A 13,113-nucleotide genomic window follows, 5' to 3' on the forward strand; every position below is an offset into this window, starting at 1 on the left:
TCTGCGGATCGCAATCCCCTCCAGCAGGGAATCCGTCACCGGATATCTGCGTAGCGGGAGTGCGACACGCCCGACCGCGTGGGTCGGAGGAGAGGGCTGGTAACACCGGGTTCCAGAGCGTTACGAGACAGACAGGACTACGAAGTAGCCATGGCGGGACAGAAGATCCGCATCCGGCTCAAGGCCTACGACCACGAGGTCATCGACTCCTCGGCGAAGAAGATCGTCGAGACGGTGACCCGCACTGGTGCGTCGGTCGCGGGCCCGGTGCCGCTGCCCACTGAGAAGAACGTGTACTGCGTCATCAAGTCGCCGCACAAGTACAAGGACTCGCGCGAGCACTTCGAGATGCGCACGCACAAGCGCCTCATCGACATCCTCGACCCCACGCCGAAGACGGTTGACTCGCTGATGCGTCTCGACCTGCCGGCCGGCGTCGACATCGAGATCAAGCTCTGAGGTGACGCGCGAGATGGCTAAGCAGATCAAGGGCATCCTGGGCGAGAAGCTCGGCATGACTCAGGTCTGGGACGAGAACAACCGTGTCGTCCCGGTCACCGTCGTCAAGGCCGGCCCCAACGTCGTCACCCAGGTCCGCACGAACGACACCGACGGCTACGAGTCGGTCCAGATCGCCTTCGGCGAGATCGACCCGCGCAAGGTGAACAAGCCCCTCAAGGGCCACTTCGCCAAGGCCGACGTCACCCCCCGTCGTCACCTCGTCGAGATCCGTACCGCCGACGCCGGCGAGTACACCCTCGGCCAGGAGATCACCGCCGAGGTCTTCGAGGCGGGCGTGAAGGTCGACGTCACCGGCAAGAGCAAGGGCAAGGGCTTCGCCGGTGTCATGAAGCGTCACAACTTCAAGGGCCTCGGCGCCGGTCACGGCACCCAGCGCAAGCACCGCTCTCCCGGCTCCATCGGTGGCTGCGCCACCCCGGGCCGTGTGTTCAAGGGCCTCCGCATGGCGGGCCGTATGGGCAACGAGCGGGTCACCACCCAGAACCTGACCGTCCACGCCGTTGACGCGGAGAAGGGTCTGCTGCTCATCAAGGGCGCGGTTCCTGGTCCGAACGGCGGCCTCGTCCTGGTCCGTACCGCGGCCAAGGGGGCCTGAGGTAACCGATGAGCACCATTGACATCCTTTCGCCCGCTGGCGACAAGGCCGGTAGCGTCGAGCTCCCCGCGGAGATCTTCGACGCCAAGGTCAGCGTTCCGCTGATCCACCAGGTCGTCGTCGCGCAGCTGGCCGCTGCCCGTCAGGGCACGCACAAGACCAAGACCCGCGGCGAAGTCCGTGGTGGCGGCAAGAAGCCTTACCGCCAGAAGGGCACCGGCCGCGCCCGTCAGGGTTCGACCCGTGCGCCGCAGTTCGCCGGCGGTGGCGTCGTCCACGGCCCCGTGCCGCGTGACTACTCGCAGCGGACCCCGAAGAAGATGAAGGCCGCCGCCCTGCGCGGTGCCCTCACCGACCGGGCCCGTCACTCCCGTATCCACGTCGTCTCCGGCGTGGTCGAGGGTGCCGCCTCCACCAAGGCCGCCAAGACGCTGTTCGGCAAGATCTCGGAGCGCAAGAACCTGCTCCTGGTCGTCGACCGCAGCGACGAGGCCGCGTGGCTGTCCGCCCGCAACCTGCCCCAGGTGCACATCCTGGAGCCGGGCCAGCTGAACACGTACGACGTGCTCGTCTCCGACGACGTGGTCTTCACCCAGGCCGCTTTCGAGTCCTTCGTGTCTGGCCCCAAGGCCGCTGAGACCGAAGGGAGCGAGGCCTGATGTCCGAGGCCACGATCACCAGCAAGAGCTTCACGGACCCGCGCGACCTGCTGATCAAGCCGGTCGTCTCCGAGAAGAGCTACGCGCTGCTGGACGAGAACAAGTACACGTTCGTCGTCGACCCGCGTGCGAACAAGACCCAGATCAAGCAGGCCGTCGAGGCGGTCTTCAAGGTCAAGGTCACCGGGGTCAACACGATCAACCGCCAGGGCAAGCGCAAGCGCACCCGCACCGGTTTCGGTAAGCGCGCCAACACCAAGCGCGCCATCGTGACCCTTGCCGAGGGCGACCGTATCGACATCTTCGGCCAGGCCTCCTAACGGAGAGCCCTGGTCCGAATATCGGACGAGGACTGAGAAATGGGTATCCGCAAGTACAAGCCGACGACTCCGGGCCGTCGTGGCTCCAGCGTCGCCGACTTTGTCGAGATCACGCGGTCCACGCCGGAGAAGTCGCTGGTCCGTCCCCTGCACAGCAAGGGCGGCCGTAACAACGCCGGTCGTGTGACCGTTCGCCACCAGGGCGGTGGCCACAAGCGCGCCTACCGAGTGATCGACTTCCGTCGTCACGACAAGGACGGCGTGCCGGCCAAGGTCGCGCACATCGAGTACGACCCCAACCGCACCGCGCGCATCGCTCTTCTGCACTACGCGGACGGCGAGAAGCGCTACATCATCGCGCCGCGTGGCCTGAACCAGGGCGACCGTGTCGAGAACGGCCCGGCCGCCGACATCAAGCCCGGTAACAACCTGGCGCTGCGCAACATCCCGGTCGGTACGACCATCCACGCCATCGAGCTGCGGCCCGGCGGCGGCGCGAAGTTCGCCCGTTCCGCGGGTGCCTCCGTGCAGCTGCTGGCGAAGGAGGGCTCCATGGCCCACCTTCGTATGCCGTCCGGCGAGATCCGCCTGGTCGACGTCCGCTGCCGCGCCACCATCGGCGAGGTCGGCAACGCCGAGCAGTCGAACATCAACTGGGGCAAGGCCGGCCGTATGCGCTGGAAGGGCGTCCGCCCGACCGTCCGCGGTGTCGCCATGAACCCGGTCGACCACCCGCACGGTGGTGGTGAGGGCAAGACCTCCGGTGGTCGCCACCCGGTCTCCCCGTGGGGTCAGAAGGAGGGTCGTACTCGTTCTCCCAAGAAGGCGAGCAACAAGTACATCGTCCGCCGCCGCAAGACGAACAAGAAGCGCTAGGAGCGGGTTTAGATGCCGCGCAGTCTCAAGAAGGGGCCCTTCGTCGACGACCACCTCATCAAGAAGGTGGACGTTCAGAACGAGGCAGGCACCAAGAACGTCATCAAGACCTGGTCCCGTCGCTCGATGATCGTCCCGGCCATGCTGGGCCACACGATCGCGGTGCACAACGGCAAGACCCACGTCCCGGTGTTCGTCACCGAGTCGATGGTCGGCCACAAGCTCGGCGAGTTCTCGCCGACTCGCACCTTCCGCGGCCACGTCAAGGACGACCGGAAGTCGAAGCGCCGCTAATCGCGGGGTGGAACGACTATGACTTACACCGAAGGGACAACCATGGAAGCCAGGGCCCAGGCGCGGTACATCCGCGTCACGCCCATGAAGGCCCGCCGCGTGGTGGACCTCATCCGTGGCATGGATGCCACGGAGGCTCAGGCGGTCCTGCGTTTCGCCCCGCAGGCCGCGAGCGTGCCGGTCGGCAAGGTGCTGGACAGCGCCATCGCCAACGCCGCGCACAACTACGACCACACGGACGCCTCTTCGCTGTTCATCAGCGAGGCGTACGTGGACGAGGGCCCGACCCTGAAGCGGTTCCGTCCGCGTGCTCAGGGCCGTGCCTACCGGATCCGTAAGCGGACCAGCCACATCACCGTGGTCGTCAGCAGCAAGGAAGGAACCCGGTAATGGGCCAGAAGGTAAACCCGCACGGGTTCCGGCTCGGCATCACCACGGACTTCAAGTCCCGGTGGTACGCCGACAAGCTGTACAAGGACTACGTCAAGGAAGACGTCGCCATCCGTCGGATGATGACGTCCGGCATGGAGCGCGCCGGTATCTCGAAGGTTGAGATCGAGCGCACCCGTGACCGCGTGCGGGTGGACATCCACACCGCGCGTCCCGGCATCGTCATCGGCCGCCGTGGCGCCGAGGCCGACCGCATCCGCGGCGACCTCGAGAAGCTCACGGGCAAGCAGGTCCAGCTGAACATCCTCGAGGTCAAGAACCCCGAGGTCGACGCTCAGCTCGTGGCCCAGGCCGTTGCCGAGCAGCTGTCCTCCCGCGTCTCCTTCCGCCGCGCCATGCGCAAGAGCATGCAGTCGGCCATGAAGGCGGGTGCCAAGGGCATCAAGATCCAGTGTGGTGGCCGTCTCGGCGGCGCCGAGATGTCCCGCTCGGAGTTCTACCGCGAGGGCCGTGTGCCGCTGCACACGCTCCGCGCGAACGTCGAGTACGGCTTCTTCGAGGCCAAGACCACCTTCGGCCGCATCGGCGTGAAGGTCTGGATCTACAAGGGCGACGTCAAGAACATCGCCGAGGTCCGCGCCGAGAACGCCGCTGCCCGCGCCGGCAACCGCCCGGCCCGTGGTGGCGCTGACCGCCCGGCCCGTGGTGGCCGTGGTGGCGAGCGTGGCGGTCGCGGTCGTAAGCCGCAGCAGCAGTCCGCGCCGGCTGCCGAGGCCCCCAAGGCCGACGCCCCCGCCGCCGCTCCGGCTGCTGAGAGCACCGGAACGGAGGCCTGACCGACATGCTGATCCCCCGCAGGGTCAAGCACCGCAAGCAGCACCACCCCAAGCGCCGCGGTATGGCCAAGGGTGGTACGACGGTTGCGTTCGGCGAGTACGGCATTCAGGCCATGACTCCGGCGTACGTGACCAACCGCCAGATCGAGGCGGCTCGTATCGCGATGACCCGCCACATCAAGCGTGGCGGCAAGGTCTGGATCAACATCTACCCGGACCGCCCGCTGACGAAGAAGCCTGCCGAGACCCGCATGGGTTCCGGTAAGGGTTCCCCGGAGTGGTGGGTCGCGAACGTGCACCCGGGCCGGGTCATGTTCGAGCTGTCCTACCCGAACGAGAAGATTGCACGTGAGGCTCTGACTCGCGCGGCTCACAAGCTGCCGATGAAGTGCCGGATCGTCAAGCGCGAGGCAGGTGAAGCGTGATGTCGGCCGGTACCAAGGCGTCCGAGCTGCGCGAGCTGGGCAACGAGGAGCTTGTTGCCAAGCTCCGCGAGGCCAAGGAAGAGCTGTTCAACCTCCGCTTCCAGGCGGCGACCGGTCAGCTCGAGAACCACGGCCGGCTGAAGGCCGTCCGCAAGGACATCGCGCGGATCTACACCCTGATGCGTGAGCGCGAGCTGGGCATCGAGACGGTGGAGAGCGCCTGATGAGCGAGAGCAACGTGACTGAGAACACTGAGACCAACAGCGCCTCCGGCGCGGGCTCGCGCGGTTTCCGCAAGACCCGTGAGGGTCTGGTCGTCAGCGACAAGATGGACAAGACCGTCGTCGTCGCCGTCGAGGACCGTGTCAAGCACGCGCTGTACGGCAAGGTCATCCGCCGTACGAACAAGCTCAAGGCCCACGACGAGCAGAACGCCGCGGGTGTCGGCGACCGCGTCCTCCTCATGGAGACCCGGCCGCTGTCCGCGACGAAGCGCTGGCGCGTCGTCGAGATCCTCGAGAAGGCCAAGTAATTTTGCGGGGGGCTCACGCCCCCCGCATGCCCCCCCGCTGGGGCCTCGGCCCCAGCACTAGTTCCGCCAGGCTCCGGGGACTGCTCACGCGGTCCCCGGGGAACCAGCAGACGATCAGGAGATAAGACGTGATCCAGCAGGAGTCGCGGCTTCGCGTCGCCGACAACACTGGTGCCAAGGAGATCCTTTGCATCCGTGTTCTCGGTGGCTCGGGCCGCCGCTACGCGGGCATCGGTGACGTCATCGTCGCCACCGTCAAGGACGCGATCCCCGGTGGCAACGTGAAGAAGGGTGACGTCGTCAAGGCGGTCATCGTTCGCACCGTCAAGGAGCGCCGCCGCCAGGACGGCTCGTACATCCGCTTCGACGAGAACGCCGCCGTCATTCTGAAGAACGACGGCGACCCTCGCGGCACCCGTATCTTCGGCCCGGTGGGCCGTGAGCTGCGCGAGAAGAAGTTCATGAAGATCATCTCGCTCGCGCCGGAGGTGCTGTAAGCATGAAGATCAAGAAGGGCGACCTGGTTCAGGTCATCACCGGTAAGGACAAGGGCAAGCAGGGCAAGGTCATCGCGGCCTTCCCCCGCGAGGACCGTGTCCTGGTCGAGGGTGTCAACCGGGTCAAGAAGCACACCAAGGCCAACCAGCCGGGCCGTGCGTCGCAGGCCGGCGGCATCGTCACCACCGAGGCCCCCATTCACGTGAGCAACGTTCAGCTCGTCGTGGAGAAGGACGGCAACAAGGTCGTGACCCGCGTCGGTTACCGCTTCGACGACGAGGGCAACAAGATCCGCGTTGCCAAGCGGACGGGTGAGGACATCTGATGGCTACCACCACCACTCCGCGTCTCAAGACGAAGTACCGCGAGGAGATCGCGGGCAAGCTGCGTGAGGAGTTCTCCTACGAGAACGTCATGCAGGTTCCCGGCCTCGTGAAGATCGTGGTCAACATGGGTGTGGGCGACGCCGCCCGCGACTCCAAGCTGATCGAGGGTGCCATCAAGGACCTCACCACGATCACCGGTCAGAAGCCGGCCGTCACCAAGGCCCGCAAGTCCATCGCGCAGTTCAAGCTGCGTGAGGGCCAGCCGATCGGTGCCCACGTCACGCTTCGTGGCGACCGCATGTGGGAGTTCCTGGACCGCACCCTGTCGCTCGCGCTTCCGCGCATCCGCGACTTCCGTGGCCTGTCCCCCAAGCAGTTCGACGGCCGTGGCAACTACACCTTCGGTCTCACGGAGCAGGTCATGTTCCACGAGATCGACCAGGACAAGATCGACCGCGTCCGGGGTATGGACATCACCGTGGTGACCACGGCGACCAACGACGCTGAGGGCCGTGCCCTTCTCCGTCACCTCGGCTTCCCGTTCAAGGAGGCGTAAGCGAGATGGCGAAGAAGGCTCTGATTGCCAAGGCTGCTCGTAAGCCCAAGTTCGGTGTGCGTGCGTACACCCGCTGCCAGCGCTGCGGCCGTCCGCACTCCGTGTACCGCAAGTTCGGCCTGTGCCGCGTGTGCCTTCGTGAGATGGCTCACCGTGGCGAGCTGCCGGGCGTGACCAAGAGCTCCTGGTAGTTCCGGATTTCCGGAATTACTGGAGGCTCTCGGTAAGCAACGGGACGGCGGGGCCCTCCTCACACATGCCGTAGGCTTGTGGGGTTGGGCGCCCGCCGCCCTGATCGACTTACTACGCCGTAGGTCCCCGCGCCGCACCCGTCCCGCCCATGTGTGGGGAGAGGGATGGCGCATACAGGAAACCCCGGCGAGAGAGGCCGAAGGCCAATTCATGACCATGACTGATCCGATCGCGGACATGCTGACTCGTCTGCGTAACGCGAACTCGGCGTACCACGACTCCGTGACGATGCCGCACAGCAAGATCAAGTCGCACATCGCGGAGATCCTCCAGCAGGAGGGCTTCATCACGGGCTGGAAGGTCGAGGACGCCGAGGTCGGCAAGAACCTCGTCCTCGAGCTGAAGTTCGGTCCGAACCGTGAGCGCTCCATCGCGGGCATCAAGCGGATCTCCAAGCCCGGTCTCCGGGTGTACGCGAAGTCCACCAACCTGCCGAAGGTACTGGGCGGCCTGGGCGTGGCGATCATCTCCACGTCGCACGGGCTCCTCACCGACAAGCAGGCCAGCAAGAAGGGTGTGGGCGGGGAAGTCCTCGCCTACGTCTGGTAGTCGGGAACGGAGGAGAAGAAACATGTCGCGTATCGGCAAGCTCCCCATCTCGGTTCCCGCCGGCGTGGATGTCACCATCGATGGCCGTACGGTCCAGGTGAAGGGTCCCAAGGGCACCCTCAGCCACACCGTTGCCGCGCCGATCGAGATCGTGAAGGGTGAGGAAGGCGTTCTGAACGTCACCCGCCCGAACGACGAGCGTCAGAACAAGGCCCTGCACGGCCTGTCCCGCACGCTGGTGGCCAACATGATCACCGGTGTGACCCAGGGATACACCAAGGCGCTTGAGATCAGCGGTGTCGGTTACCGCGTTGCCGCGAAGGGCTCCAACCTGGAGTTCCAGCTCGGCTACAGCCACCCGATCCTGGTGGAGGCCCCCGAGGGCATCTCCTTCAAGGTCGAGTCGCCGACCAAGTTCTCGGTCGAGGGCATCGACAAGCAGAAGGTCGGCGAGGTCGCCGCGAACATCCGCAAGCTGCGCAAGCCCGACCCGTACAAGGCCAAGGGCGTGAAGTACGCGGGCGAGGTCATCCGCCGCAAGGTCGGAAAGGCTGGTAAGTAAGCCATGGCATACGGCGTGAAGATTGCCAAGGGCAAGGCCTACAAGGGCGCTTCCCTGAAGCGTCGCCACATCCGCATCCGCAAGAAGATCTCGGGTACCCCGGCGCGTCCGCGTCTGGTCGTCACCCGGTCCAACCGCGGCATCACGGCTCAGGTCATCGACGACCTCGCGGGTCACACCCTCGCGTCGGCGTCCACCCTGGACTCGTCCATCCGCGGCGGCGAAGGCGACAAGTCGGCGAAGGCGAAGCAGGTCGGCCAGCTCGTGGCCGAGCGTGCCAAGGCCGCCGGCGTCGAGGCTGTCGTGTTCGACCGTGGCGGCAACCAGTACGCCGGGCGCATCGCCGCCCTGGCGGACGCCGCCCGCGAAGCCGGCCTGAAGTTCTGAGCCGGTTCCGTAGCTCAGCGGAAAACGAAGAGAGGTAATTCCAATGGCTGGACCCCAGCGCCGCGGAAGCGGTGCCGGTGGCGGCGAGCGGCGGGACCGGAAGGGCCGTGACGGCGGCGCAGCTGCCGCCGAGAAGACCGCTTACGTTGAGCGCGTTGTCGCGATCAACCGTGTCGCCAAGGTTGTGAAGGGTGGTCGTCGCTTCAGCTTCACCGCGCTGGTCGTGGTGGGCGACGGTGACGGCACCGTGGGTGTCGGTTACGGCAAGGCCAAGGAGGTGCCGGCCGCCATCGCCAAGGGTGTTGAGGAGGCCAAGAAGCACTTCTTCAAGGTCCCCCGTATCCAGGGCACCATCCCGCACCCGATCACGGGCGAGAAGGCCGCGGGCGTCGTCCTGCTCAAGCCTGCTTCCCCCGGTACCGGTGTTATCGCCGGTGGCCCGGTGCGTGCCGTGCTGGAGTGCGCCGGCGTTCACGACATCCTGTCGAAGTCGCTCGGCTCGTCCAACGCGATCAACATCGTGCACGCGACCGTGGAGGCCCTGAAGGGCCTGCAGCGTCCCGAGGAGATCGCGGCTCGCCGTGGTCTGCCGCTCGAGGACGTCGCCCCCGCGGCCCTGCTTCGTGCGCGTGCGGGAGCGGGTGCGTAATGGCCCGCCTCAAGATCACGCAGACGAAGTCGTACATCGGCAGCAAGCAGAACCACCGCGACACCCTGCGTTCGCTTGGCCTGAAGAGGGTCAACGACGTGGTCGTCAAGGAGGACCGCCCCGAGTTCCGCGGAATGGTGCACACCGTCCGCCACCTCGTGACGGTTGAGGAGGTCGACTGATCATGGCGGAGAACAACCCGCTCAAGATCCACAACCTCCGTCCCGCCCCGGGCGCCAAGACCGCCAAGACCCGTGTGGGTCGTGGTGAGGCGTCGAAGGGTAAGACGGCCGGTCGTGGTACCAAGGGCACGAAGGCCCGCTACCAGGTTCCGGAGCGCTTCGAGGGTGGGCAGATGCCCCTCCACATGCGTCTCCCGAAGCTGAAGGGCTTCAAGAACCCGTTCCGCACCGAGTACCAGGTCGTGAACCTGGACAAGCTGGCCGCGCTCTACCCGCAGGGTGGCGAGGTCACGGTGGCCGATCTGGTCGCCAAGGGTGCGGTGCGCAAGAACAGCCTCGTCAAGGTCCTGGGCCAGGGCGAGATCTCCGTGGCGCTGCAGGTTTCGGTTGACGCCGTCTCCGGCTCCGCCAAGGAGAAGATCGCCGCCGCCGGCGGCACCGTCACCGAGCTCGTCTGAGACGAGCCGATGGCTTGAACATCGACCGGGGATGCCTCGCAACGGGGGCATCCCCGGTTGGTCGTTCCAAGCGGGGCACACTCGCCGGTAAGGTGGCGTGCGTTGTTGCTGTTATCCCTTGGGGGGCGACCCCCTGGCCGTGAGGTCCGCCCACAGGGCACTCCGAGCGGCTCTTGACTCATACGTATTCGTCGAACCTCAAGACCGTCACCTCTGACGCTTTGCGCGGGGGTCGCAGGAGGCACCGTGCTCACCGCGTTCGCCCGGGCGTTCAAGACGCCCGACCTGCGCAAGAAGCTGCTCTTCACGCTCGGCATCATCGTGCTGTACCGGGTCGGCGCACACATCCCCGTCCCCGGTGTCAGCTACGAGAGTGTCCAGATCTGTGTGGACCAGGCATCGAAGAACAACAACAGCTTGTTCGGCCTCGTCAACATGTTCAGCGGCGGAGCGCTGCTGCAGATCACGATCTTCGCGCTCGGCATCATGCCGTACATCACGGCGAGCATCATCCTGCAGCTGCTGACCGTGGTCATTCCGCGCCTGGAAGCCCTCAAGAAGGAGGGCCAGTCCGGCACGGCGAAGATCACGCAGTACACGCGCTACCTCACGGTCGCCCTCGCCGTGCTGCAGGGCACCGGTCTGGTGGCCACCGCCCGCAGCGGTGCGCTGTTCTCCGGCTGTTCGGCCGCCCGTGACATCGTCCCCGATCAGTCGATCTTTGTGACCGCCACCATGGTGATCACGATGACCGCCGGTACGGCCATGGTGATGTGGCTCGGTGAGCTGATCACCGACCGCGGTATCGGCAACGGCATGTCGATCCTCATGTTCATCTCGATCGCGGCCGGCTTCCCCGGCGCGCTGTGGGCCATCAAGGAGAGCGGCAAGCTCGCCAAGGGCTGGATCGAGTTCGGCACGGTCATTCTGATCGGCTTCGTGATGGTCGCCCTCGTCGTCTTCGTCGAGCAGGCCCAGCGCCGTATCCCGGTGCAGTACGCGAAGCGCATGATCGGCCGCAGGTCCTACGGCGGTACGTCCACATACATCCCGCTCAAGGTGAACCAGGCGGGTGTGATTCCCGTCATCTTCGCGTCGTCGCTGCTCTACATTCCCGCCCTGATCGCGCAGTTCTCGAACTCCAACGCGGGCTGGAAAACCTGGATCGAAACCCATCTGGTCAAGGGTGACCACCCGTACTACATCACTCTGTACTTCCTGATGATCGTGTTCTTCGCCTTCTTCTACGTGGCGATCTCGTTCAACCCCGAGGAAGTCGCGGACAACATGAAGAAGTATGGTGGCTTCATCCCGGGTATCCGGGCTGGTCGACCTACTGCTGAGTATCTGAGCTATGTGCTCAACCGGATCACTTGGCCGGGCTCGCTGTATCTGGGTCTGATCGCTCTTGTGCCGACGATGGCGTTGGCAGGCTTCGGTGGTGCGAACCAGAACTTCCCGTTCGGTGGCACCAGCATCCTCATCATCGTGGGTGTCGGTCTCGAGACCGTGAAGCAGATCGAGAGCCAGCTCCAGCAGCGCAATTACGAAGGGTTCCTCCGCTGATGCGAATCGTCCTCGTCGGACCGCCCGGTGCCGGCAAGGGAACGCAGGCCGCGTTCCTTGCCAAGAACCTGTCGATCCCGCACATCTCCACGGGCGACCTCTTCCGGGCCAACATCAGTCAGGGCACGGAGCTCGGCAAGCAGGCCAAGGCGTACATGGACGCCGGCAACCTGGTGCCCGACGAGGTCACCATCGGGATGGCCAGGGACCGCATGGCTCAGCCGGACGCCCAGAACGGGTTCCTGCTCGACGGCTTCCCGCGCAACGTCTCGCAGGCCGAGGCGCTCGACGCCGCGCTCGCGGTCGACGGCGTGAAGCTGGACGCGGTGCTGGACCTGGAGGTCCCCGAGGACGAGGTCGTGAAGCGGATCGCGGGTCGCCGCATCTGCCGCAACGACAGCGCGCACGTCTTCCACGTCACGTACAGCCCGGCGAAGACCGAGGGCGTCTGTGATGTCTGCGGCGGCGAGCTGTACCAGCGCGACGACGACTCCGAGGAGACCGTGCGCAAGCGGCTCGAGGTCTACCACACGCAGACCGAGCCGATCATCGACCACTACCGGGCCCAGGGCCTCGTGGTCACCATCTCCGCGCTCGGCAAGGTCACCGACGTGACCGAGCGGGCGATGGAGGCGCTGCAGAAGGACCGGGCCGCCCAGGCCTGAGCCACGCTGCAACTCTGAAGCTCTATGCGACAACGGCCGCGGTGTCCCAGGGACGCCGCGGCCGTATCGTTGATTACCGACGCATACCGACGAAACACTCTCCGAACCTGAAAGGCGCCGGCCCTCATGGTGCAGATCAAGACCCCCGAGCAGATCGCGAAGATGCGCGAGGCGGGGCTGGTCGTCGCCGCCATCCATGCGGCAACCCGTGAGGCCGCGGTTCCCGGCGCCACCACGAAGGATCTGGACGAGGTCGCCCGCAAGGTGATCGCCGACCACGGCGCCAAGTCGAACTTCCTGGGGTACGGCGGCTTCCCCGCCACCATCTGCACCTCGGTGAACGAGGTCGTGGTCCACGGCATCCCGGACGAGAAGACGGTCCTCAAGGACGGCGACATCATCTCCATCGACGCCGGCGCGATCGTCGACGGCTGGCACGGCGACGCCGCGTACACCGCCTTCGTGGGTGACGGTCACGCCCCGGAGCTGATCGAGCTCTCCCGGGTGACCGAGGAGTCCATGTGGGCCGGAATCGCCGCGATGAAGAACGGCAACCGGCTCGTCGACATCTCGCGGGGGATCGAGACGTACATCCGCCGCCAGCCGAAGCCGGGCGGCGGTAAGTACGGGATCATCGAGGAGTACGGCGGCCACGGCATCGGCACCGAGATGCACATGGACCCGCACCTGCTGAACTACGTCTCGCGCAAGCGGGGCAAGGGCCCGAAGCTGGTCCCCGGCTTCTGCCTGGCCATCGAGCCAATGGTGTCGCTCGGCACCCCGCACACCGAGGTCCTCTCGGACGACTGGACGGTCATCACCATCGACGGCACCTGGTCCTCGCACTGGGAGCACTCGGTGGCGCTGACGGAGGAGGGCCCGCTGGTGCTCACCGCCCCGGACGGCGGAAGGGCGAAGCTGGCGGAGCTGGGCGTCACGGCAGCCCCGGACCCTCTCGCATAACGATCTCCGCGTTGGGCAAACTTCTCTGATTCGTCTTTTCCAGGGGCCTGA

At 65.9% G+C, this 13,113-nt stretch carries 24 protein-coding genes; all 24 read left to right on the forward strand.

Annotation, left to right across the window (positions count from 1 at the left end; all coding sequences use genetic code 11):
- The first annotated feature begins 150 nt into the window (after positions 1-150).
- A complete protein-coding gene (gene rpsJ, locus ACZ6ZQ_RS17425) occupies positions 151-459 on the forward strand; it encodes a 30S ribosomal protein S10 (protein ID WP_003948644.1) in 309 nt (102 codons plus the stop codon).
- Between the two features lie 13 nt (positions 460-472).
- Positions 473-1,117: a 50S ribosomal protein L3 gene (gene rplC / locus ACZ6ZQ_RS17430; RefSeq protein ID WP_450723883.1), complete on the forward strand. Its 645-nt coding sequence runs from the start codon at positions 473-475 to the stop codon at positions 1,115-1,117.
- A gap of 8 nt (positions 1,118-1,125) precedes the next feature.
- Positions 1,126-1,776 carry a 50S ribosomal protein L4 gene (rplD, locus tag ACZ6ZQ_RS17435; RefSeq protein ID WP_385567011.1) on the forward strand — a complete coding sequence of 217 codons (651 nt, stop codon included), beginning with the start codon at positions 1,126-1,128 and terminating at the stop codon, positions 1,774-1,776.
- Positions 1,776-2,096: a 50S ribosomal protein L23 gene (rplW, locus tag ACZ6ZQ_RS17440; RefSeq protein ID WP_453657873.1), complete on the forward strand. Its 321-nt coding sequence runs from the start codon at positions 1,776-1,778 to the stop codon at positions 2,094-2,096. The genes rplD and rplW overlap by 1 nt, the downstream gene beginning before the upstream one ends.
- A gap of 39 nt (positions 2,097-2,135) precedes the next feature.
- Positions 2,136-2,972: a 50S ribosomal protein L2 gene (gene rplB, locus ACZ6ZQ_RS17445; RefSeq protein ID WP_384935305.1), complete on the forward strand. Its 837-nt coding sequence runs from the start codon at positions 2,136-2,138 to the stop codon at positions 2,970-2,972.
- Positions 2,973-2,984: 12 nt separating this feature from the next.
- Positions 2,985-3,266: a 30S ribosomal protein S19 gene (gene rpsS / locus ACZ6ZQ_RS17450; RefSeq protein WP_003956461.1), complete on the forward strand. Its 282-nt coding sequence runs from the start codon at positions 2,985-2,987 to the stop codon at positions 3,264-3,266.
- A gap of 42 nt (positions 3,267-3,308) precedes the next feature.
- Complete coding sequence (gene rplV / locus ACZ6ZQ_RS17455; RefSeq protein ID WP_009327087.1) at positions 3,309-3,656, forward strand: 50S ribosomal protein L22; 348 nt, start codon at positions 3,309-3,311, stop codon at positions 3,654-3,656.
- A complete protein-coding gene (gene rpsC / locus ACZ6ZQ_RS17460) occupies positions 3,656-4,492 on the forward strand; it encodes a 30S ribosomal protein S3 (protein ID WP_290350885.1) in 837 nt (278 codons plus the stop codon). The genes rplV and rpsC overlap by 1 nt, the downstream gene beginning before the upstream one ends.
- Positions 4,493-4,497: 5 nt before the next feature.
- On the forward strand, positions 4,498-4,917 hold the full coding sequence (gene rplP, locus ACZ6ZQ_RS17465) for a 50S ribosomal protein L16 (protein WP_005313579.1): 420 nt from the start codon (positions 4,498-4,500) through the stop codon (positions 4,915-4,917).
- Positions 4,917-5,141 carry a 50S ribosomal protein L29 gene (gene rpmC / locus ACZ6ZQ_RS17470; RefSeq protein WP_017949657.1) on the forward strand — a complete coding sequence of 75 codons (225 nt, stop codon included), beginning with the start codon at positions 4,917-4,919 and terminating at the stop codon, positions 5,139-5,141. Before rplP ends, rpmC begins: the two co-directional genes overlap by 1 nt.
- Positions 5,141-5,449 (forward strand): 30S ribosomal protein S17, encoded by a 309-nt coding sequence (gene rpsQ / locus ACZ6ZQ_RS17475; RefSeq protein WP_469769381.1) that lies wholly within the window; start codon positions 5,141-5,143, stop codon positions 5,447-5,449. Before rpmC ends, rpsQ begins: the two co-directional genes overlap by 1 nt.
- Before the next feature lie 128 nt (positions 5,450-5,577).
- Positions 5,578-5,946: a 50S ribosomal protein L14 gene (gene rplN, locus ACZ6ZQ_RS17480; RefSeq protein ID WP_003956455.1), complete on the forward strand. Its 369-nt coding sequence runs from the start codon at positions 5,578-5,580 to the stop codon at positions 5,944-5,946.
- Positions 5,947-5,948: 2 nt separating this feature from the next.
- Entirely contained in the window at positions 5,949-6,272 is a 324-nt protein-coding gene (rplX, locus tag ACZ6ZQ_RS17485; RefSeq protein WP_105868304.1) for a 50S ribosomal protein L24, read from the forward strand.
- Positions 6,272-6,829 (forward strand): 50S ribosomal protein L5, encoded by a 558-nt coding sequence (gene rplE, locus ACZ6ZQ_RS17490; RefSeq protein WP_153486744.1) that lies wholly within the window; start codon positions 6,272-6,274, stop codon positions 6,827-6,829. The genes rplX and rplE overlap by 1 nt, the downstream gene beginning before the upstream one ends.
- A 5-nt stretch (positions 6,830-6,834) precedes the next feature.
- Positions 6,835-7,020, forward strand: coding sequence for a type Z 30S ribosomal protein S14 (locus tag ACZ6ZQ_RS17495; protein ID WP_003956452.1), 186 nt, complete (start codon positions 6,835-6,837; stop codon positions 7,018-7,020).
- 211 nt (positions 7,021-7,231) lie between these two features.
- The gene (gene rpsH / locus ACZ6ZQ_RS17500) at positions 7,232-7,630 is read left to right on the forward strand and encodes a 30S ribosomal protein S8 (protein WP_017949652.1); all 399 of its coding nucleotides are present in this window, start codon (positions 7,232-7,234) and stop codon (positions 7,628-7,630) included.
- A gap of 22 nt (positions 7,631-7,652) precedes the next feature.
- Entirely contained in the window at positions 7,653-8,192 is a 540-nt protein-coding gene (gene rplF, locus ACZ6ZQ_RS17505; RefSeq protein WP_469769382.1) for a 50S ribosomal protein L6, read from the forward strand.
- A gap of 3 nt (positions 8,193-8,195) precedes the next feature.
- Positions 8,196-8,579: a 50S ribosomal protein L18 gene (rplR, locus tag ACZ6ZQ_RS17510; RefSeq protein WP_336547169.1), complete on the forward strand. Its 384-nt coding sequence runs from the start codon at positions 8,196-8,198 to the stop codon at positions 8,577-8,579.
- Between the two features lie 43 nt (positions 8,580-8,622).
- A complete protein-coding gene (gene rpsE / locus ACZ6ZQ_RS17515; RefSeq protein WP_020132624.1) occupies positions 8,623-9,228 on the forward strand; it encodes a 30S ribosomal protein S5 in 606 nt (201 codons plus the stop codon).
- The gene (gene rpmD, locus ACZ6ZQ_RS17520) at positions 9,228-9,410 is read left to right on the forward strand and encodes a 50S ribosomal protein L30 (protein ID WP_071273185.1); all 183 of its coding nucleotides are present in this window, start codon (positions 9,228-9,230) and stop codon (positions 9,408-9,410) included. The genes rpsE and rpmD overlap by 1 nt, the downstream gene beginning before the upstream one ends.
- Positions 9,411-9,412: 2 nt before the next feature.
- Complete coding sequence (rplO, locus tag ACZ6ZQ_RS17525) at positions 9,413-9,868, forward strand: 50S ribosomal protein L15 (protein ID WP_351226540.1); 456 nt, start codon at positions 9,413-9,415, stop codon at positions 9,866-9,868.
- A gap of 246 nt (positions 9,869-10,114) precedes the next feature.
- A complete protein-coding gene (secY, locus tag ACZ6ZQ_RS17530) occupies positions 10,115-11,434 on the forward strand; it encodes a preprotein translocase subunit SecY (RefSeq protein WP_469769383.1) in 1,320 nt (439 codons plus the stop codon).
- On the forward strand, positions 11,434-12,099 hold the full coding sequence (locus ACZ6ZQ_RS17535; RefSeq protein WP_469769384.1) for an adenylate kinase: 666 nt from the start codon (positions 11,434-11,436) through the stop codon (positions 12,097-12,099). The genes secY and ACZ6ZQ_RS17535 overlap by 1 nt, the downstream gene beginning before the upstream one ends.
- 126 nt (positions 12,100-12,225) lie before the next feature.
- Positions 12,226-13,062, forward strand: coding sequence for a type I methionyl aminopeptidase (map, locus tag ACZ6ZQ_RS17540; RefSeq protein WP_469769385.1), 837 nt, complete (start codon positions 12,226-12,228; stop codon positions 13,060-13,062).
- Positions 13,063-13,113 lie beyond the last annotated feature (51 nt).

Source organism: Streptomyces sp. NPDC053673, assembly GCF_055585225.1.